Raw genomic sequence first — 19,799 nt, forward strand, 5'->3', positions numbered from 1 at the left:
ATGACAGTCTTGAGAAAAGTTACGGCATTAAGCGCCTTTTGTGCGCTATGCGTTTTGTGCGCGCTTCCCGTTGTTGCCGATGAAAATGATGCAGCTGAGGATGGTTCCTATACGCTTCAAAATGCACCGGTAAAGCGTGAGATTGCGTTGCAATGTGCCTTTGAGAATGAGTGTTTTGAAGCGGAAAGCTGCGCGGATACGACGTTTACGTTTGAGCTGAAAGGGCGTGCTGGCGGATTGACGGCCACTGATATGGCTGTGGAGGTCGCAATGGTCAGCGAAATTGGTGATGCGACTTTGATCGGTGTGCGCTCTGGTCGTGCGATGTCGCTTTCTGGTGGGGCGTTTGATGCGCGTCACTTGCTCACAATCGCGCAAGACGGAGCGGCGCGCTACACGCTTCATTATGCGGATGGTCCGATGGTCATCACATACCTTGGAGCCTGCGAATGATTGATTTTCTGAATGCGATTGTCGCGCTGTCGAACTTCGTAATTGTGCCTGCGATTGCCTATGGTAGCCAATTGGCGCTTGGCGCTCTTGGTGTCACGCTGATCTACGGCATTTTGCGGTTTTCCAACTTTGCCCATGGGGACACGATGGCGACGGGCGCGATGTTTACCATCTTTGTGACGTGGTGGATGCAATCGGCAGGTATCAATCTGGGTCCTTTGCCAACAGCCCTGCTCGCCCTGCCCTTTGGCATCCTTGGTTGCATGGTCTTGGTGCTTTTCACAGACCGTTTCGTTTATCGCTTTTATAGAGAGCAAAAAGCCAAACCAGTGATCCTTGTGATCGTCTCGATGGGTGTGATGTTTATCATGAATGGTCTGGTACGTTTCGCCATTGGTCCTGGTGAGCAACGTTTTTCTGATGGTGAGCGTTTCATTATCAATGCGCGCGTTTTCAAAGAGATGACCGGGCTGCGCGAAGGGCTGGCGATCAAGACATCACAAGGCATAACCGTTGTGACTGCCGTCATCGTGGTGGCGCTTTTGTTCTGGTTCTTGAACCGCACACGCACTGGCAAATCTATGCGCGCGTATTCAGATAACGAAGACTTGGCCCTTTTGTCAGGTATCAACCCAGAGCGGGTCGTGATGTATACGTGGCTTATCGTGGCGGCCTTGGCAACGACGGCTGGCGTTCTCTACGGACTCGACAAAAGTTTTAAGCCCTTCACATATTTCCAGCTCTTGCTACCGATCTTCGCATCCGCAATCGTCGGTGGATTAGGCAGCCCGATCGGGGCAATCGCGGGTGGCTTTGTCATCGCGTTCTCTGAAATCACAATCACCTATGCGTGGAAGAAAGTGCTTGTCTATCTTATGCCTGAGCCGCTTGAGCCATCCGGTCTCGTGCAGCTGTTAAGTACGGATTACAAGTTCGCAGTATCCTTTGTGATCCTGTTGATCGTCTTGTTGTTCAAACCTACGGGTCTGTTTTCGGGGAAAGCTGTATGACCTATCCTTTGAAAAATATCGCCCTTTTCGCGGTTATGGCAGGCCTTTTAGGCTATACTGGCATGACGGAGAGCTGGAACACTGCACTGGGCCTGTTCAACATGTGCTTAATCTCAGCGATCATGGCGCTCGGCGTGAACCTGCAATGGGGCTACGCGGGTCTTTTTAACGTTGGGGTTATGGGATTTGTGGCGCTCGGTGGCCTGGCTGCCGTTTTGGTCTCGCATGCCCCTGTGACAGAGGCGTGGAGCGCAGGTGGCATTGGCGTCATTGTTGCTTTGCTCACAGGTGTCGCAACCATTGTTCTGGCTACGATTGTCATGCGCCGCAAGCCGCACAGCCGCACGCGGACGATTGTACTGCTGACTGTCCTCGTGGGTGGGTTTTTCCTATTTCGCGCACTGTTTGACCCATCGGTTCTGGCCATCGAAAAGGTGAATCCAGCCGCAACCGGGTTTCTGGGCGGCCTTGGTCTGCCAATAATGGTGTCTTGGCCCATTGGTGGCCTTTTGGCCGCAGGTGCCGCTTGGGTCATCGGCAAGACCGCGCTTGGGCTGCGCTCCGACTACCTCGCGATTGCGACCTTGGGCATTGCTGAAATTGTCATTGCGATCTTGAAGAACGAAGATTGGCTGACGCGTGGCGTCAAAAACGTGGCCGGACTTGAACGTCCTGTGCCCTATGAGGTGGATCTTCAAAATGATCCTGCTTTTGTCGAACGCGCGACCGGCTTTGGGTTTGATGCCGTCGAAGCGTCAACATTATTCGTAAAGGCAAACTATTCTGTGCTGTTTGCTGTTGTTTTGATTGTCTTGCTGATCATGTTCCAACTTGCGCTCAAAAGTCCGTGGGGGCGCATGTTGCGCGCAATTCGTGACAATGAAGTCGCCGCCGAAGCGATGGGCAAAGACGTCACTGCGCGGCATCTGCAAGTTTTCATCCTTGGCAGTGCCATCTGTGGTCTGGCTGGGGCGATGATGACGACACTCGATGGTCAGTTGATCCCAGGGACCTATCAACCCTTGCGCTTCACTTTCCTCGTTTGGGTCATGGTTATTGTGGGCGGCTCTGGTAACAATCTAGGGGCTGTTCTAGGGGGCTTCTTGATTTGGTACCTTTGGATCCAAGTGGAACCTTTGGGTCATTGGCTTATGGGGATTATCACTGCGGGCATGGCGGACGGCAGTGCGTTGAAAGAACACCTGCTGGAAAGCGCAGCACACATGCGTCTGTTGACGATGGGACTTGTTTTGCTCTTGGTCTTACGTTTCAGTCCACGCGGTTTGATCCCGGAGAAATAACACCTCTCTTCTTTTTTCAAATAAACTCAAAAAACGCCGGCCCAAATGTGCCGGCGTTTGCATATCTCGGGGTTGTGATTTGATCCGAAAACCGCGCGAGCGTCACATCACATCACATCACATCACATCACATCACATCACATCACATCACATCACAGTGCTGTCCAGCCACCATCGACTGAAATCGTTGTACCCGTAATCTGCGCTGCTGCATGGGATGCTAAAAATACGGCTGTCCCACCCAATTGCTCAACGGTTGCAAACTCTTTGGAGGGTTGACGCTTCAGCATCACATTCTTGATGACGTCTTCGCGTGACATGTCATATTCGCGCATCGTGTCCGGGATCTGCTCTTCCACCAGTGGCGTCAAAACGTAGCCCGGACAAATGGCATTTGCGGTGATTGGTTCCTGTGCTGTTTCCAAAGCGACAGACTTGGTCATGCCAACAACGCCATGCTTGGCTGCGATATATGCGGATTTGAAAGGTGACGCTGTCAAACCATGCGCAGAGGCAATGTTGATCACGCGGCCCCACCCGGCTTTGCGCATCATTGGCAAAGCGGCGGCTGTCGTGTGAAACGCAGACGACATGTTGATCGCAATAATGGCGTCCCACTTTTCGACGGGAAATTCATCTATAGCCGCAACATGCTGGATACCCGCGTTATTGATCAAAATATCGCAGGCCCCCGCGTTCTCGATCAGGGCACGGCATTGATCACCTTGTGACATATCTGCTTGAATATAGCGCGCTTGCACGCCGTGCTCTTCGGCGATCTTTGCTGCGATGGCATGGTCTTCCTCACGATCGGTGAATGAGTTCAGAACAACATGCGCGCCAGCTTTCGCCATCTCGTGGGCGATTCCCAAACCGATTCCCGAGTTCGATCCTGTGATAACTGCGGTTTTTCCTGCAAGTGTCATAATGCGCCTCTTTCCGATTAAGCTGTTAAATAGATTTGCGCGCACTCTTATCATGGGCCACCCATAAAATAAGGGGCAAAAGCAGGATTATGAAAACTGCACATGAACGTGATCTGGCAAAAAACAGCTGGCGATAGCACAAAAAAAACCCCAGCACGAAGCTGGGGTTAAGTTATTGAGGCAGGTTTCATACAGGCAAGAAACCTATCGAGCAGTGAGTTACTTATAAGCTTTAAGTTGCCGTAGTCCAAGCTAAAAGTTTGAATAGTGGTGAAAGGCTCGTTACGGTTTTTATCCACAGGCTAGGCATATGAGGGATTGTTAACCAAATGAGATCACTGTTTTTCGCGCGCCGGTTGCGCGCCGCTGCATCTATACTAACGCTCTCGGTACTGCCTGTCAGCCTTGCTGCCGAGCCGAGCCATGGCATCGCTATGTATGGTGACCCTGCCCTTCCACACGATTTTGTGTCCCTCCCTTATGCCAACCCGGACGCGCCCAAAGGCGGTAAAATCAGTTTTGGTGAAGTGGGAAGTTTCGATTCTCTCAATCCGCACATTCGAAAAGGGTCCGTGCCTTGGCAGCTACGATCGCTTGCTTATGAAAGTTTAATGGGCCGATCTTACGGCGAACCCTTCTCACTTTACGGACTTTTGGCCGAATCGGTGGAAACCGGACCGAATCGTGAGTGGGTTGAATTCACCTTGCGCGAAGAAGCGGCCTTTTCCGATGGTAGCCCTGTCACAACCGAGGATGTCATCTGGTCGTACGAAACGCTCGGCACCATTGGCCACCCACGCTACCGCGGGTTTTACGGCAAAATCGAAAGTCTTGAGGCCGCAGGCCCGCGCAGCGTGCGCATTACCTTTAATGAGGACAATCGCGAGCTTGCTTTGATTGCGGGCCTTCGCCCAATCCTGAAGAAAGCGCAGTGGGATGGCAAAGACTTCGCGAATTCCACTTTGGATGATATTCCGATTGCGTCTTCCCCCTATGTGATCACCGATGTGGACGCAGGCCGCTCGGTCACGCTCACGCGCAATCCTGAGTATTGGGGCAAGGACGTGCCGTTCCGACGCGGCACCATGAACTTGGATGAAATAAAGATGGAGTTCTACGGCGACAGCTCCGTCTTGTTTGAGGCGTTCAAGGCGGGCGAGTTGACCATGCGTCGTGAAAACAACGCGGAAAAGTGGGAAACCCAGTACAACTTTCCGGCGGTTCAAAGCGGAGATGTGGTAAAATCTCCTATTCCTCATCAGCGTCCAACCGGCATGACAGGGTTTGTGATGAACACCCGTAAAACGCCCTTTGATGATTGGCGCGTACGCGATGCGCTGCTTCATGCGTTTAATTTTGAGTTCATCAACGACACGCTCACGGGCGGGCGACAGCCGCGGATTAGCTCTTATTTTTCAAACTCTGTCCTTGGGATGCAAAACGGTCCAGCGACAGGCAAAGTCGCCGCGTTGCTTGAACCCTACAAAGCAGATCTTCTGCCCGATACGATAGAGGGGTATACTTTACCCGTCTCTGATGGCTCTGCGCGCAATCGCAAGAACATTCGCGCGGCAATGACGCTGCTACAGGATGCAGGCTATACCGTCACGGACGGCAAGATGGTCGACGCCAATGGTGAGCAGCTCAGCTTTGATGTGCTTTTGCGTCAAGGTAATCAAGAAAACCAAGCGATAATGGATATTTACATCAATGCGCTCGCGCGTTTGGGGATCGACGCAAAGGTTTCAACAACCGATGATGCACAATATACAGAGCGCACAGCAACCTATGATTTCGATATGACGTATTACCGCATTGGTCTGTCGCTTAGCCCTGGAAATGAACAATATCTTTATTGGGGCAGCGAGGGGGTCGACAGCCCAGGGCGGCGCAACTGGATGGGGATGAACGTCCCTGCGGCTGAGGCGATGATCGACAATATTTTAGGCGCACGCTCTCAAGAAGACTTCATCGCAGCGACCCGCGCGTTGGATCGCATTTTGATATCGGGGCGTTATTTCATCCCACTCTATCAATGGCCCTACAGCAACATCGCCCACGCAAAAGAGCTGAAATACCCTGAAAATTTACCAATTTATGGCGATTGGCTTGGGTTCTTGCCCGAAGTTTGGTGGTGGGAAGAAGGTTAAGCGGAAAAAACCACCGCTGGTAACCCGAAGCTAACGTTTTTCTGGAAAGCTGTTTGAAACGAGCAGCTTTTTAGGAGATCTACATGACTTGGTCGCAGTTTGCATCGAATTGGAACGTCAATCTCTCTGCTTTGGTGCAGCGGTTTCCGCATGTTCCGGAACAAGACCTTGATCAGGCGCGCATCGGCCCCACTGCGTTGTCTCGCTTGATCGCAAAGAGCCATGATTTGACTGAACCGGAAGCGCGCGAAGAGCTGGAGCAATTTTTGGATAAGCAAAGCTTGGCACGCGCAGCTTTGGGTATCCGTTCGTATGATACAGCTTTGGCTGCTCAAAAATAGCAAAAGATAATCGCTTCGTACGTCGCGTTTTTACCTGACTGGCTTGCGAATGGGGGACGTGCTGCGCTACCGAATGGGACTATGGATGAACAACACGACCAGCCTTGTCCCTCGCCCTTCAACATGGCGGCGTATGTATTAGCCGCAACCGCAGATGCACCTGACAAAATTGCATTAGAAGTGTTGGCAGACGAAAAACAATGTTGGAGCTTTGCACAGATTGAAAGTGCCGTACGCGGTGTTGCAACAGGGCTTTTGAACAAAGGTCTGCAAGCAAACGATCTCGTCATGCTACGTCTTGGCAACACGGCTGATTTTCCGATTGCCTATTTGGGGATTATCGCCGCTGGAATGGTTGCAGTGCCGACCTCATCTGCGCTGACGCAGAATGAAATCACCAAAATGGCGCATGCGGTGAAACCTTCTGCGATTTTGCAAGATGACTCCCTCGCGGCCCCCGAGATTCATAGTGCGCTTAGCATTTCGTTAGGTTCATTGCGGGACATGTATGCGCTGCCGCCTGCCCCTTGGCATATGGCGGATGCAGAGCGGCCTGCTTATGTTGTTTTCACGTCTGGCACGTCCGCTGCGCCGCGCGCCGTTCAACATGCACATCGCGCGATTTGGGCGCGCCGGATGATGCACAAAGACTGGTACGATATCTCAAGCGAAGATCGCTTGTTGCACGCGGGCGCGTTTAACTGGACCTTCACGCTTGGGACTGGATTGATGGACCCATGGAGCGTGGGCGCAACTGCCCTAATAGCAAAAGACGGCACGCCGCCAGAGAATTTGCCAAACCTATTAGCCCAGTCCAAAGCAACCTTGTTCGCAGCAGCACCGGGCGTTTTTCGCAAGATCTTACGTGTGCATATGCCGAAGTTGCCGCATCTGCGACATGCCCTAAGCGCGGGTGAAAAAATGCCTGCCGTTTTGCATGCTGCGTGGACACAGGCCACAGGGTTGAAAGTGTATGAAGCATTTGGAATGTCGGAATGCTCGACCTTTATTTCATCTAGCCCGCAACGCGAAACTTCACCTGACCATATTGGCTTGCCGCAAAAAGGGCGCAACGTCGCTGTGCTCACTCAAGAGGGTAATCCAGCACCCGTAGGCGAAATAGGCACTATTGCGATCCATCGCTCTGATCCGGGGCTTATGCTCGGGTATCTCAATGACACCGCAGGCACGAAGGCCCGCTTTCAAGGCGAATGGTTTTTGACAGGTGATCTTGGTCAAACAGATGCGACAGGCTCAATTAGCTATGCTGGTCGCAGCGACGACATGATCAATGCTGGAGGTTTTCGCGTCTCTCCGCTTGAAATTGAAACTGTGTTTCAACGCAATCGCGCAATCAATCAGTGCGCAGCAATTGAAGTTAAACTCAAAACTGGCGTTTCTTTGATTGCGCTTTGTTATGTGGCGGAGGATGATCTGGAGCAGAGTACACTTGAAGCTCTGGCAAATCAGCACCTTGCGCGTTACAAGCATCCTAGAATTTACCACCCCTGCGATACACTGCCGAGCAGCGCCAATGGCAAACTGTTGCGCCGCGTGTTGCGCGCTCAGATTGAGGCCCGCTATGGTTAAGCTAGACATTATTTCCGACCCTATTTGCCCGTGGTGCTTTATTGGCAAAACGCTTCTTGATCGCGCACTGGAAGCAGAGCCAGAGCATCCGTTTGAGATTGAATGGCATCCGTTCCAGCTGAACCCCGACATGCCGATGGAAGGCATGGATCGCCGCGAATATCTTGAGCGTAAGTTTGGCGGCAAAGAGGCCGCTGTAAAAGTCTACGCGCAAATCGATCAACATGCGCGCGACGTCTGTCTTGAGCTTGATTTAGGCGGTATCAAACGCACACCAAACACGCTGAACGCCCATCGATTGATCCATTGGGCAGGCATTGAGCAGCGCCAGTCCATGATTGTTGCAGCGATGTTTCGAGCTTACTTCAAAGAGGGCCGCGATATCAGCGATGTCGAAGTGTTGGCGGATCTCGCAGATACTTGCGGTATGGACGCGTCTTTGGTGCAGCGTTTGCTTGCAACCGATGAAGACCTTGAAGGGATCCGTGAAAAGGATGCAGGCTTTCGCAAAATGGGTGTGAATTCTGTTCCAACCTTTATTATCGCAGGCCAACACGCCGTACCAGGCGCGCAATCACCTGAGATGTGGCGCAAAGTCATTGCTGATATCAAGGCTCAGCTGAACGAAGACGCATGAGCCCTTCCCAAAACTTGCCGATGGGGCGAGTCGAATTCATCGCTTTTTGCGCAATGCTGTCGGCAACAACGGCGTTTTCGATTGATTCCATGTTGCCTGGTTTGCCGGATATGGCGGCTGAGCTTAGTCCTGTTGATCCCAACAAGATTCAGCTTGTCCTGACAAGCTTTGTGCTTGGTATGGGAATTGGTACCTTTGTTGCAGGACCTTTGTCAGATAGTTTTGGTCGGCGCAAAATTATGCTCTTTGGGGCGTCTATCTATTGTATCGCAGCGTTTGTTGCGTGGCGTGCCGCGTCGCTTGAGGTGATGTTGATCGCACGTATGTTCCAAGGTTTTGGCGCTGCGGGCCCGAGGATTGTGTCGATGGCAGTGATCCGTGATTTGTATTCCGGTCGCCAAATGGCGCGTATCATGTCGTTCGTAATGATGGTTTTTACCTTGGTTCCTGCCGTTGGTCCGTTGATTGGTACAGGGCTTATCGCGATTTCAGATTGGCGCGGCATTTTCTTGGCGTTTATCCTGTTCTCTTCGGTGTCCATGCTCTGGATGAGCCTGCGTTTGCCGGAAACCTTAGCGCCCGAAAACAAACGTCCCTTTAAGTTTCGCATGTTGTTTGAAGCAACCAAAGAGCTGCTGTCCCATCGCAGTGTGCGGATTTCCATATTGTGTCAGTCCACGATTTTTGCGTTCATTTTTGGTATGTTGTCTGTGGTGCATCCGATTTACGACATCACGTTTGATCGCGCAGCAAGCTTTCCTTACTGGTTTGGCCTGATTTCGGTTCTTGCTGGATCCGCTTCGCTTTTAAACGCTACGATCGTTGTACGCTTCGGGATGCGCAACGTGATCACTGTGAGCTTTGCGATTCAGATGATCTTCTCACTGATTATGCTGTGGCTAAGTTTTGCCCCCCCCAGCGATGCACCGTATTTTGTTTTGTTCATGATTTGGCAAACCTCTGTGTTTTTTCTAGCGGGTATGACAATCGGTAATCTTAATGCGCTGGCGATGGAGCCAGTGGGCCATATTGCGGGGATAGCCGCGTCATTGTTGGGCGGCATCGCAACCATATTGGGCACGTTGATCGCGATCCCTGTAGGCTTGATGTTTGCGGGAACCCCTGCCCCGTTAGCCGGAGCAGGTGCAATAATGTGCTGTGCATCGACGCTTTTGATGCTTTGGCTGCGCCGCTGCGAAATGCGCGCAAACTGATGCGTCGTTTCACTTGCAGTCGATCTAATGTAGAATCTGCACAACCCTTCAAAATGAGGTGCTTCACGTGAGCAAGATCAAAGTAGCCAACCCAATCGTCGAAATGGACGGCGATGAAATGACCCGCATCATTTGGGATTTCATCAAGAAGAAGTTGATCGAACCCTATCTCGATATCGACTTGCTTTATTATGATCTCAGTATTCAAGAGCGCGATCGCACGGACGATCAGATCACCATAGATGCGGCCAATAAGACGAAAGAAGTCGGCGTTGCCGTAAAATGCGCGACGATTACGCCGGATGAAGCGCGTGTCGAAGAGTTTGGCCTTAAGAAAATGTGGAAAAGCCCGAATGGCACGATCCGCAATATTTTGGGCGGTGTGATCTTTCGCCAACCCATCATCTGCAACAATGTACCGCGCCTTGTCCCCGGTTGGACGCAGCCGATTGTTGTCGGGCGTCACGCGTTTGGCGATCAATACAAAGCGACGGATATGAAATTTCCGGGTGCGGGCACGCTCACGATGAAATTCGTTGGCGAGGATGGCACAGAGATTGAGCATGAAGTCTACCAAGCAGAAAGCGCGGGCGTGTTCATGTCTATGTATAACGTCGACAAATCGATCTACGATTTCGCGCGTGCGTCACTGAACTACGGTTTGAACATTGGCTGGCCCGTCTATTTGTCTACCAAGAACACGATCTTGAAACAGTATGACGGGCGTTTTCTGGAGATCTTCCAAGAGGTCTACGACGCTGAATTCGCCGAGGCGTTTAAGAAAAAAGGCATCTGGTATGAGCACCGCTTGATCGACGATATGGTCGCATGTGCGCTTAAGTGGAATGGCGGTTTTGTTTGGGCCTGCAAGAACTACGATGGCGATGTTCAGTCTGATATTGTTGCGCAGGGGTTCGGGTCTTTGGGCATGATGGCGTCGCAGTTGATGACACCGGATGGCAAGATCGTTGAAGCAGAAGCTGCCCATGGCACTGTGACACGTCACTACCGCCAGCATCAGGCAGGTGAATCCACCTCCACCAACTCGATTGCATCGATCTATGCTTGGACCGGCGGGCTGAAGCATCGTGCGAAACTTGATGACAACACAGCGCTAATGGAGTTCGCAGAAACGCTTGAGCGCGTGATTGTAGAAACAGTAGAAGCCGGTCACATGACCAAAGACCTCGCGCTTTTGGTCGGTCCTGATCAAGGGTGGCTCACAACGATGGGTTTCCTTGAGAAAATCGATGAAAATCTAAGCGCTGCACTCAACGCGTAAAGCTTACTACCTAAGACGGATTGTGGCGCTCTTTACGGGTGCCGCTTTCTTTTCTGCCCTATTGTTTCGCTTTTTCGAACAATTCAGCAAAAAGCTTCCCAAAGGTCACCCAATCTGCTTCTCTCAACGTGTATCGCATGAAAATGCGCGCAATAAGTTGGGGGACTTATGCTTTATCTATTGGCTTTGCTCGGTTTGGCTGCGGGATCTGCGTTTATCGGCAGCGAGGGTGACGACGAAATTTTTGGCACCGAAGACGGCGACAGTATTCATGGCGCTGGTGGTAATGACGTTATCGAAGGGCTTGGTGGTTTAGATACCCTCTTTGGTGAAGATGGCGACGACACTGTCGATGGTGGCGAAGGCATTGATTATGTCGATGGTGGTGCAGGCAACGACTACCTCGTTGGTGGGTCGGGTGCAGATTTTATTCTTGGTGCAAATGGCGACGATCTTATTGACGGTGGTGATGGCGGTGATTTGATCTGGGCAGGCGCTGGTGATGACGGCGGACACGGCGGTGCTGGTGACGATACGATCCGTGGTTATGAAGGCAACGATATTTTCCAAGGCGGCACTGGCGCTGATACCATTGAAGGTGGCGACGGCGAAGACGTTTTGCATGGCTTTGAGTTTGGTTTTCAAGGCCCTGATGGCGGCGACACGATTGATGGCGGCGCGGATGACGATCTGCTCTTTGGTGGCGAAGGAAGCGACTCCCTCATCGGTGGCACTGGCAACGATTTGCTGGAAGGCGATCTTGACAACGACACGCTGATCGGCGGCGACGGCGACGATGAAATCTTCGGCGGCGAAGGGATGGACAGCATCTCCGGTGGTCTCGGCAATGACGTTATCGAGTCTGGCAGTGAAGACGACGAGGTCTACGGCGAAGACGGTGATGATTTTATCACCGCTGGCAAAGGCGATGACTTTGTCTCTGGCGGGTCTGGAAATGATGGCATTGTCGCGGACGAAGGCGACGACACGATCTTAGGCGGCGAAGGTGACGACAACATCAGCGGCGAAGGTGGGGCCGACAGCATCGATGGCGGCGACGGCAACGACTATATTAGAGCGGTCTTGGGTGCGGATACGGTCACTGGCGGTGTCGGGGATGATACAATCTACAGCGCATCACATGAGACCCTAGGCGAAGACGCACAGATTGGTGCGCTTCTGTTAACAGGTGATGGCGATGACGTCGTCACAGCTGGCCGCGAAGACACGGTTTGGGGCGGAAATGGCGACGATTCAATTCAAGGCGGTCAAGGCGGACAAACCGACGAAATCTTGGGCGGTGACGGCGACGACACCATCCGCGCAGGGTATTTTGGGACTGCGATTGTCGATGGTGGCGCTGGCGATGATGTTATCCAGTCTGTGCTCTATCTGGGAGCGGACGGCACATATACTGGCGGCACTGGCAACGATATCATTTCGTCAGCCAATACAGGTGATCATCTGATGTTCGGTGAGCAAGGCAACGACACAATTTACGCAGGGTTTGGCCAGTCAACCATCGATGGTGGCGAGGATCGCGATTATTTGCGGTCCGGCTTTCTTGGTGCCGAGATGATCGGTGGTAGTGGCGGTGACATCTTTGCCATGAACACTTTGAATGCAGATCGTGATTTGGGCAACCCTGCGAACGGTATAGATACGATTGCTGATTACTCAGCTGAGGAGGATCAATTGATCCTTGCCCACAGCGCTTCGCACCCTGCCCCGCTGCTCGCAGAGTTGAGCTTTCGTATTCTGGACGACAATGACCCAGATGCGCCTGCGGCTGAACTTGTACGCCTGCGACCAGATGGGGAAGAAGAAATCGTTGCGCTTTTACAAGGTGAGTTCACGCCGGAAGATCTTAATATCGATGATATTCTCATCGTTCAAAACGATGCACTGCAAAGCACGGTTAACGATTTAATGGCACCGACGCCCTTTGATGACAGCCTTTTGGGAACCAGTGGCGATGACATCATTGATGCATTGGCAGGAGATGACACCGTGGACGGCGCGGATGGTGACGACACGCTCTTTGGCTCCGAAGGTGACGATTCATTCGTTGGTGGTGGCGGAAATGACGAGATCTACGGTGGCGAAGGCAACGACGGTATTTATGTGCGTTTTGGTTCAGACACGGCTTATGGCGAAGCTGGTGACGACACGATTTACGGCGACGGTAGCGGCGTGTCTGGTGCAGAAAGCTTCGAGCCCAATCTGCTCGATGGCGGTGATGGCAATGACAGCATCACAGGAGGTCGTGACGACACGATCATAGGTGGCGCTGGTGATGATTATCTCAGCGGTGGCTCAACCTCACAAAGCGATCAAATCCTTGGCGGGGATGGTGATGACACGATCTACGCTGGGTTCTTTGGCTCCGAAAGTGTCGATGGTGGCGCTGGCAATGATGTCATTAGCTCGGTCGCTACGTTGGGTGGCGATGGCACGTACTATGGCGGAACTGGGAATGACCTTATTTATTCGTCCAACAATGGTACGCATACGATGTTTGGCGAGGACGGCAATGACACGCTCAACAGCACCTATGGCGACGGGACGCTTGTCGGTGGCGAGGGCGATGATCTGCTGATCTCGAACAACCGCGATATTGAAATGACAGGTGGAACTGGCGCGGATGGTTTTGCGCTGCGGCTCGGCTCTGAGACGGATATCGTCACTGACTTTGTCCCTGGCCAAGATACTCTGTACGTGACGTATAGTGACATAAGTCAGATGGCTCCGCTCAATTCGGATCTTAGTTTTCGGCAACTGCCTGCGGACGCTGTGAATGCTCCAGCCGTTGAGTTGGTGCTTGATCTGGGGGATGGCGAAGAAGAGGTCATGGCGATCTTGCTAGGTGAGTTCGACTTAGCTGAGCTCGACCCGAATGACATCACAATCGTTGAGCGTGGAATGCTGGAAGATGCTTTTAATTCACCAGTGACAAGTGGTGCGACCGCTGGCGATGACAGCCTTTTGGGAAGCAACAACGCGGATTTGATTGATGCGCTTGCAGGAGATGACATCGTGGACGGCGCTGACGGCGATGACACGCTGCTCGGAAATGACGGTGCCGATACTTTATCTGGCGATTTGGGCAATGATTTCATCAGCACAGGTGATGATACGATTGTCTATGACAACACAGTGCTTGGCCCAATTGAGCGTGGCCCCCAAGATGAAGCGTATGGCGGTGCTGGCAACGACACGCTGGAAGCGGGTGATCGCGATGCTGTGCTTATTGGTGGCGAGGGCAATGATGTATTGAGGGGCGGTCGCAATGGCGTGCAAACCCTTGACGGTGGTATTGGCGATGACACGCTGATCGCTGGCGAAGCAGACCGTGTCATTCAAACACCCTTTGGCGGCGTGCTTGAAAGTTCATCTCTCAATGGCAACCTAGGCGACGATGTTATCCTTCTTGGGCAGGATTATTCCGCGACGGGAGGCAGCGGTTCCGATACATTCATCGCAGCGGATGCCAATGTGTCATACCCACAAATCTTGGATTTCGAGCGCGGTGAAGATGTGCTGGTCATTCCTTACCCCGAGGGCACAACTGCGCCAGAATATGAGGATCTGCGCTACCGCAACGTGCCGCGCTACTTCCGTTTGACTTATCTAGGTGCCCATCTGGATGTTGGCTATGTCACAGATGACGGAAGCATTGATTGGGTCGCGCGTATAGATAACCTTGGGCAAAACTTGCCTGGTGGTCCGAGCATTTTCCAATACCCTGTTGGCACTCAGTTACTTGGCCCTGAAAGCGTGAGCTTTGCGACGCCGTCAGAGATAGATGTGATGCTCGGTCAAGCCCCTGTGAACGTCACATAGAAAAGAAGTGCGCCGTATAAGTTTGCCTTACGCGGTGCACCTTTTTCCATTCAGTCTTTGAAAGTTGTGTTTCGTTCACAACAAGAGACAGTGGATTGGCTTTTTTCGGCTCATCCAGCGAACAATGCTGTTAACCGTTACCAAGCACCAAGCTCGCCCGCAAAGTTTGATCAAATTTGCACTAGTCGCGTTCGTGATTGACGCTTTGCACTAGAGGCCAGCTATGAACCGCTCGGTTAAGTGGTGCTTTAAGCATTAGGAAACAATTGTGACATTTCCCCAGTATTATCCCAAATCTTAGAGCTGGCGCAGAAGATATTGGTCGTTTCTGATGTGAAACGTTCAAGTTTCGTGAATTTACTATTTCTATTTTCGTGGCCCATCGTAAGCTCGTATCGGGCAATTTTTATTAAAGAAGGTACTGGGGATGTTATTTATATTAGCACTATTAGGACTATCAGCAGGCGCTATGTTTGTCGGCTCGACTGGTGACGACGAAATTATTGGTACGGATACAGCAGACGATATCGATGCGGATGCCGGAAATGACTATGTTTTCGGCGAAGCAGGCAATGATGCCATTCTAGGTAATAGTGGAAATGACTTCATTTTTGGCGGTGATGGGCTCGACACACTTGATGGTGGCGAGGATGACGATTTCCTTGCTGGAGACGCTGGTGACGATTTGATTTCAGGCGGTCTTGGCAACGACTTTGGGGCTGGTGGTCTTGGTGATGATACGGTTGATGGCGGCGAAGGAAATGATAGCTTTTCTGGACAGTTTGGTTCTGACAGCTTGAGCGGCGGCGGTGGCGACGATTTCCTTATTGGTCATGACTGGGGAATTTCAGATGCAAACGCTTCAGATACGCTCGATGGTGGTGTTGGTAATGACACGCTCGTTGGCGGCGACGGCGACGATTTAATTGATGCGGGACGCGGGAATGACAATCTAAAGGGCGGTTTTGGCAATGACACATTGATTGCAGGGCTCGGAAATGACGAATTGTTTGGCGACGCTGGTAATGACCTTATGACAAGTCGTGGTGGCTTTGATGAAATGCATGGTGGTGCTGGCAACGACACTATGGCGGGCGCTTTTGAAGGTGCTACGATTTATGGTGAAGACGGTAACGACAGCATCAGCGGTGCGCGCTTTGGCGTAGGTGGACTAGGCGATGACACGATTGTCGGAGCTGCGTATCTTGGTGGAACCGATGTTTTATTGGGTGGCGAAGGAAACGACTCGATCACCGGAAACTCTAACAGTGCTGACAAGATGGAAGGTGGCCTTGGCGAAGATACAATAGACGGCTCCTTTGGCGATGACATGATTTGGGGCGATGAAGGCAACGATAACCTCTTTGGTGGGCGTGACAATGATACCCTCTACGGCGGCACCGGTGTCGATCTCTTGGAAGGAGGTCAGGGTAATGACTATCTGCTTGGTGAAGCAGATGCTGATACCATATTAGGAGGAGACGATAACGACACCGTAGATGGCGGCGCGGGTTTGGATGTTACGCTCCAGGGGAATGCCGGAGATGATATGGTGTTTTCGGGGACTGATGGCGCGCTAAGTATGACAGGTGATGTGGGCAACGACACGCTTGTGGGCCAAGACGGCACGGTTGAGAACATGTTGGGCGGCGAAGGTGATGATCACCTGTTCGGATTTGAAGATGCGACAATGGATGGTGGAGCAGGTTTGGACACCTATTACTTCGCAGGTGCTTTTGATCCTGGTCTCAGTATTATCGAAAGCTTCGATGCTTTCTCTGAAACGTTGGTTGTGATGCATCCAGATGATGAAACGCCAAGCATTGAAAACATCAGCTTTATACCAACGGCAGATGGGCTGTATTCAATCATGAATTATGAGCATCCGAACGGCACAGTTGAAGCACTCGCACGGTTTAATATCCAAGATGTGTTCTTTGGTGACGGTGAAGAGCAAGGCTTCAATATTCAGTTTGCATCAATCGATACCTTTCAACATCTGCAACTATAAATTGGTGATGTAAAATTGCAGATTTTCAGTCTGTGCATCTTTTTGGATGCGCAGGCTTTCTAACAAGATCTTACTCGCGAGAGCAATTTTGACCGACGTGTTTTGACTGTTGTTAGAACACTTTACGGTTTCAGACTTTGTAAATTTTACATTATATCAAGCGCCTTTTCTTTGGCTGTTACAAGGCTTTGGCGAGCGTGGCTTTGATTTGAAATTGGTGATGTGTCACGCTGGATGGGGTAAAGTGTGAAAAGGTGTTTGGCTCAACGCTGATCCAGGTTTCATCTCTTTCCAAAGGTTCGGAAACCACACACCAACCGATGTCATTGCGACCTTTGCGATAGTAAAGTGACGGTGGATTATCATCGCTGGCGTAGCGAAGCGTGAACAGCGATTCCCCGTCACTGATTGCCAAGCTCATTCGCAAGCTTGGCTTTGCCCCTGCGTCTGTACTCATCTGATGCAAAATCTTTAATGCTCTTTGCAAGGCTGTAAATGGATCCTTTTCAAGGTCCTGCCCCAAAGCAATCAAAAACAATGCTTCACTGTCGGTTGCCCCTTTGCGCGCGGTATAGAGCGCGTCAGGAATAGCCATGTCGGCACGTTTTCTAAAGGCATCAAACCCGCCGATTTGACCGTTGTGCATAAAGCTCCAACAGCTGTGGGCAAAAGGGTGGCAATTATTGCGACTGATTGCAGTTCCCGTTGATGCGCGCACATGTGCCATAAACAAGCGCGAGCTAACTTGTTCTGCAAGTGCACGTAAATTCATGTCCGACCAAGCAGGATAAACATCGCGGTAAAGCCCCGGTTGTCGATGATAATTATACCAAGCCAATCCAAAGCCATCTGCGTTGATTGTCGTCTTACATTCTTCGGCCTGACGTGCCTGCGCGATCAAAGAATGTTCAGGCGCGCTGACAAGATCCGCAATGAAAATCGGTTCACCAATATAAGCAACCCAACGACACATGCTTTATGCCCGGCGATTGTGCATACGGGTGTAGAGCTTCGCAATAATTGTGCTGGCGGTTTTTTCACACATCGCTGGGATGAAAGCGTGGATCAAAGCGGCAGTCGCTGCGCATGAAAGTAACGCTGCGAATTTGAGCGCGAACCACAAATGCTCAAGGTAAGTTTCATTAACGCTGTGCGGGTGCTGAATGAAAATGCGATTGATCATGATGTCTCTCCAAAAACTATGTTGAAGGGACGATAATCAGGCCTTCAGTCAAAATTTTCCCATATTTTAGAAGAAACCAAGAATTGTGTGTGAATATTTCCCATGATATGCCTAATTCATGGAATTAGATCAAACAGACCGTCGGATTTTGGGCCAAATGCAACGTGATTGCGACGTTTCTCTGGAAACGCTTGGTGACATGATTGGCCTTTCGCGCAACGCCTGTTGGCGCCGGATCAAACTGCTGAGCGAAGCTGGCGTGATTAAAGGAAAGGTAGCGCTGCTTGATGCGGAAGCGATTGGCCTACCTCTCACCGTCTTTATCCAAGTGCGCACGGATCAACATGATCCTGATTGGTCAGCCAAATTTGCGCGCGCGACTCGTGCATTGCCGCAAATCCAAGGCGTGTACCGCATGTCCGGTGATTTGGATTATCTCATCCGTGCGCGCGTTGCAGATATGAAAGATTACGATCGCCTCTATCAAAAGCTGACAAACTCTGTTTCTCTTGCGGATGTTTCTGCCAGTTTTGTGATGGAAGAAATAAAAGACACCACTGCCCTGCCCCTTTGAAGGTCTACGCGCATGCCAACGCACTACATTATTCTTTTAATGGCTGTCTTTAGTGAAACGATCGGGACCGCGGCCCTGCAAGCCAGTCAACAGTTCAGCAAGTTCTGGCCATCGGTTATCGTTGTGATTGCCTATGCGATCAGTTTCTATTTGCTGGCCCTCGCCTTGCGCAGCATTCCGCTTGGGATTGCCTATGCGCTTTGGTCTGGACTTGGCATTTTCTTTATCGGCTGTATCGGCTTTTTGGTCTACGGGCAAAAACTTGATTTGCCCGCAATCCTTGGAATGGGAATGATTTTGAGTGGGATTGTCGTGATCCACCTTTTCTCAAACACATCAACGCATTAGCGTTTAGCCCATCGCGCGTAATCGCTTGATCAAGCTTGAGGTGTCCCAACGGCCCCCGCCAAGCTTTTGGACGTCTTTATAAAATTGATCAACCAAAGCAGTCACAGGCAGGCTCGCACCGTTTTCATCTGCTGTATCCAGACAGATGCCCAAGTCTTTGCGCATCCAATCAACTGCAAAACCATGTTCAAATTGATCATCAAGCATCGTCTCATAGCGGTTTGCCATTTGCCAAGACCCAGCGGCCCCTTGTGAAATCACCTCGACCACAGCGCGCCCATCAAGCCCTGCTTTCTCTGCAAAATGCAACGCTTCTGAAAGACCTTGAACCAAGCCTGCAATTGCAATCTGGTTGCACATCTTGGTCATTTGACCGGCACCACTTTCGCCAATGCGGCGGCACATCTTTGAATACGCGTCCATCACAGGTTCTGCACGCGCATAGGCTCCTTCGTCACCACCACACATAATCGACAAAGCGCCGTTTTCAGCGCCTGCTTGTCCCCCGGAAATAGGTGCGTCAACAAAGCTGATCTGTAAGCTATCGGCCGCATTGTAGAGTTCCTCCGTGACTTTCGCGGATACGGTTGTGTGATCCACAAAGACCGAGCCGCTCTCCATACCTGCGAAGGCGCCATCTTCGCCAAGACACACAGAGCGCAAATCATCATCATTGCCAACGCAGGCAAAAACAAACTCAGCGCCATGCGCAGCCTCACGTGGCGTTGCTGCGAACTTGGCTTTGTTTGCGTCAGCCCAAGCGCGCGCTTTGTCAGTCGTTCGGTTGTAGACGGTTACGTCGTGACCCGCTTTCACCAGATGCGCCGCCATTGGAAAACCCATGACTCCAAGACCTAAAAATGTACATTTCGCCATCGGCTTTTCCCTTCGTTTGAATTACCCTAAACGGTGTGTCGAAGCGCGCGCATAATGACA

General features: G+C 51.5%; 17 protein-coding genes. 13 read left to right on the forward strand and 4 right to left on the reverse strand.

Annotated features, from left to right (window positions below; all coding sequences use genetic code 11):
- From ACTG3Z_RS11150 to ACTG3Z_RS11160, 3 genes are read left to right on the forward strand one after another with little or no spacing between them, the layout of a single operon-like run.
- Positions 1-453: a hypothetical protein gene (locus tag ACTG3Z_RS11150; RefSeq protein WP_439143146.1), complete on the forward strand. Its 453-nt coding sequence runs from the start codon at positions 1-3 to the stop codon at positions 451-453.
- Complete coding sequence (locus ACTG3Z_RS11155; protein ID WP_439143246.1) at positions 453-1,463, forward strand: branched-chain amino acid ABC transporter permease; 1,011 nt, start codon at positions 453-455, stop codon at positions 1,461-1,463. Before ACTG3Z_RS11150 ends, ACTG3Z_RS11155 begins: the two co-directional genes overlap by 1 nt.
- A complete protein-coding gene (locus ACTG3Z_RS11160; RefSeq protein ID WP_439143147.1) occupies positions 1,460-2,764 on the forward strand; it encodes a branched-chain amino acid ABC transporter permease in 1,305 nt (434 codons plus the stop codon). Before ACTG3Z_RS11155 ends, ACTG3Z_RS11160 begins: the two co-directional genes overlap by 4 nt.
- A gap of 152 nt (positions 2,765-2,916) precedes the next feature.
- Here the strand turns inward: ACTG3Z_RS11160 and ACTG3Z_RS11165 are convergent, their stop codons facing one another.
- Positions 2,917-3,690, reverse strand: coding sequence for a 3-hydroxybutyrate dehydrogenase (locus tag ACTG3Z_RS11165; RefSeq protein ID WP_439143148.1), 774 nt, complete (start codon positions 3,688-3,690; stop codon positions 2,917-2,919).
- A gap of 329 nt (positions 3,691-4,019) precedes the next feature.
- Between ACTG3Z_RS11165 and ACTG3Z_RS11170 the strand changes: the two genes are divergently transcribed.
- The 8 genes from ACTG3Z_RS11170 (at position 4,020) to ACTG3Z_RS11205 (ending at position 16,758) form a co-directional block, all read left to right on the forward strand.
- On the forward strand, positions 4,020-5,840 hold the full coding sequence (locus ACTG3Z_RS11170; protein WP_439143149.1) for an extracellular solute-binding protein: 1,821 nt from the start codon (positions 4,020-4,022) through the stop codon (positions 5,838-5,840).
- Positions 5,841-5,923: 83 nt separating this feature from the next.
- Entirely contained in the window at positions 5,924-6,181 is a 258-nt protein-coding gene (locus ACTG3Z_RS11175) for a hypothetical protein (RefSeq protein WP_439143150.1), read from the forward strand.
- Positions 6,182-6,262: 81 nt separating this feature from the next.
- Positions 6,263-7,771: a class I adenylate-forming enzyme family protein gene (locus ACTG3Z_RS11180; protein WP_439143151.1), complete on the forward strand. Its 1,509-nt coding sequence runs from the start codon at positions 6,263-6,265 to the stop codon at positions 7,769-7,771.
- Positions 7,764-8,408, forward strand: a complete 645-nt coding sequence (locus ACTG3Z_RS11185) for a DsbA family oxidoreductase (RefSeq protein ID WP_439143152.1) — start codon at positions 7,764-7,766, stop codon at positions 8,406-8,408. The genes ACTG3Z_RS11180 and ACTG3Z_RS11185 overlap by 8 nt, the downstream gene beginning before the upstream one ends.
- Positions 8,405-9,622, forward strand: coding sequence for a multidrug effflux MFS transporter (locus tag ACTG3Z_RS11190; protein WP_439143153.1), 1,218 nt, complete (start codon positions 8,405-8,407; stop codon positions 9,620-9,622). The genes ACTG3Z_RS11185 and ACTG3Z_RS11190 overlap by 4 nt, the downstream gene beginning before the upstream one ends.
- Positions 9,623-9,689: 67 nt before the next feature.
- Complete coding sequence (locus tag ACTG3Z_RS11195; RefSeq protein ID WP_439143154.1) at positions 9,690-10,904, forward strand: NADP-dependent isocitrate dehydrogenase; 1,215 nt, start codon at positions 9,690-9,692, stop codon at positions 10,902-10,904.
- A 168-nt stretch (positions 10,905-11,072) separates the two neighbouring features.
- Positions 11,073-14,747, forward strand: a complete 3,675-nt coding sequence (locus ACTG3Z_RS11200; RefSeq protein WP_439143155.1) for a calcium-binding protein — start codon at positions 11,073-11,075, stop codon at positions 14,745-14,747.
- Positions 14,748-15,174: 427 nt separating this feature from the next.
- Positions 15,175-16,758 carry a calcium-binding protein gene (locus tag ACTG3Z_RS11205; protein ID WP_439143156.1) on the forward strand — a complete coding sequence of 528 codons (1,584 nt, stop codon included), beginning with the start codon at positions 15,175-15,177 and terminating at the stop codon, positions 16,756-16,758.
- A gap of 178 nt (positions 16,759-16,936) precedes the next feature.
- On the opposite strand, the gene ACTG3Z_RS11210 is transcribed toward ACTG3Z_RS11205, so the two are convergent.
- Together ACTG3Z_RS11210 and ACTG3Z_RS11215 are read right to left on the reverse strand one after the other, a co-directional pair.
- Complete coding sequence (locus tag ACTG3Z_RS11210; RefSeq protein WP_439143157.1) at positions 16,937-17,731, reverse strand: class II glutamine amidotransferase; 795 nt, start codon at positions 17,729-17,731, stop codon at positions 16,937-16,939.
- Between the two features lie 3 nt (positions 17,732-17,734).
- A complete protein-coding gene (locus ACTG3Z_RS11215; RefSeq protein WP_439143158.1) occupies positions 17,735-17,941 on the reverse strand; it encodes a DUF6356 family protein in 207 nt (68 codons plus the stop codon).
- A 118-nt stretch (positions 17,942-18,059) separates the two neighbouring features.
- On the opposite strand from ACTG3Z_RS11215, the gene ACTG3Z_RS11220 reads away from it, so the two are divergent.
- Both ACTG3Z_RS11220 and ACTG3Z_RS11225 read left to right on the forward strand, forming a co-directional pair.
- Positions 18,060-18,515 (forward strand): Lrp/AsnC family transcriptional regulator, encoded by a 456-nt coding sequence (locus ACTG3Z_RS11220; protein WP_439143159.1) that lies wholly within the window; start codon positions 18,060-18,062, stop codon positions 18,513-18,515.
- A gap of 12 nt (positions 18,516-18,527) precedes the next feature.
- A complete protein-coding gene (locus tag ACTG3Z_RS11225; RefSeq protein WP_375266840.1) occupies positions 18,528-18,863 on the forward strand; it encodes a DMT family transporter in 336 nt (111 codons plus the stop codon).
- A 3-nt stretch (positions 18,864-18,866) separates the two neighbouring features.
- Here ACTG3Z_RS11225 and ACTG3Z_RS11230 read toward each other — a convergent pair whose 3' ends face one another.
- Complete coding sequence (locus tag ACTG3Z_RS11230) at positions 18,867-19,739, reverse strand: NAD(P)-dependent oxidoreductase (protein ID WP_439143160.1); 873 nt, start codon at positions 19,737-19,739, stop codon at positions 18,867-18,869.
- Positions 19,740-19,799: the final 60 nt, after the last annotated feature.

It is taken from the genome of Planktotalea sp., assembly GCF_965659345.1.
GTDB lineage: Bacteria > Pseudomonadota > Alphaproteobacteria > Rhodobacterales > Rhodobacteraceae > Planktotalea.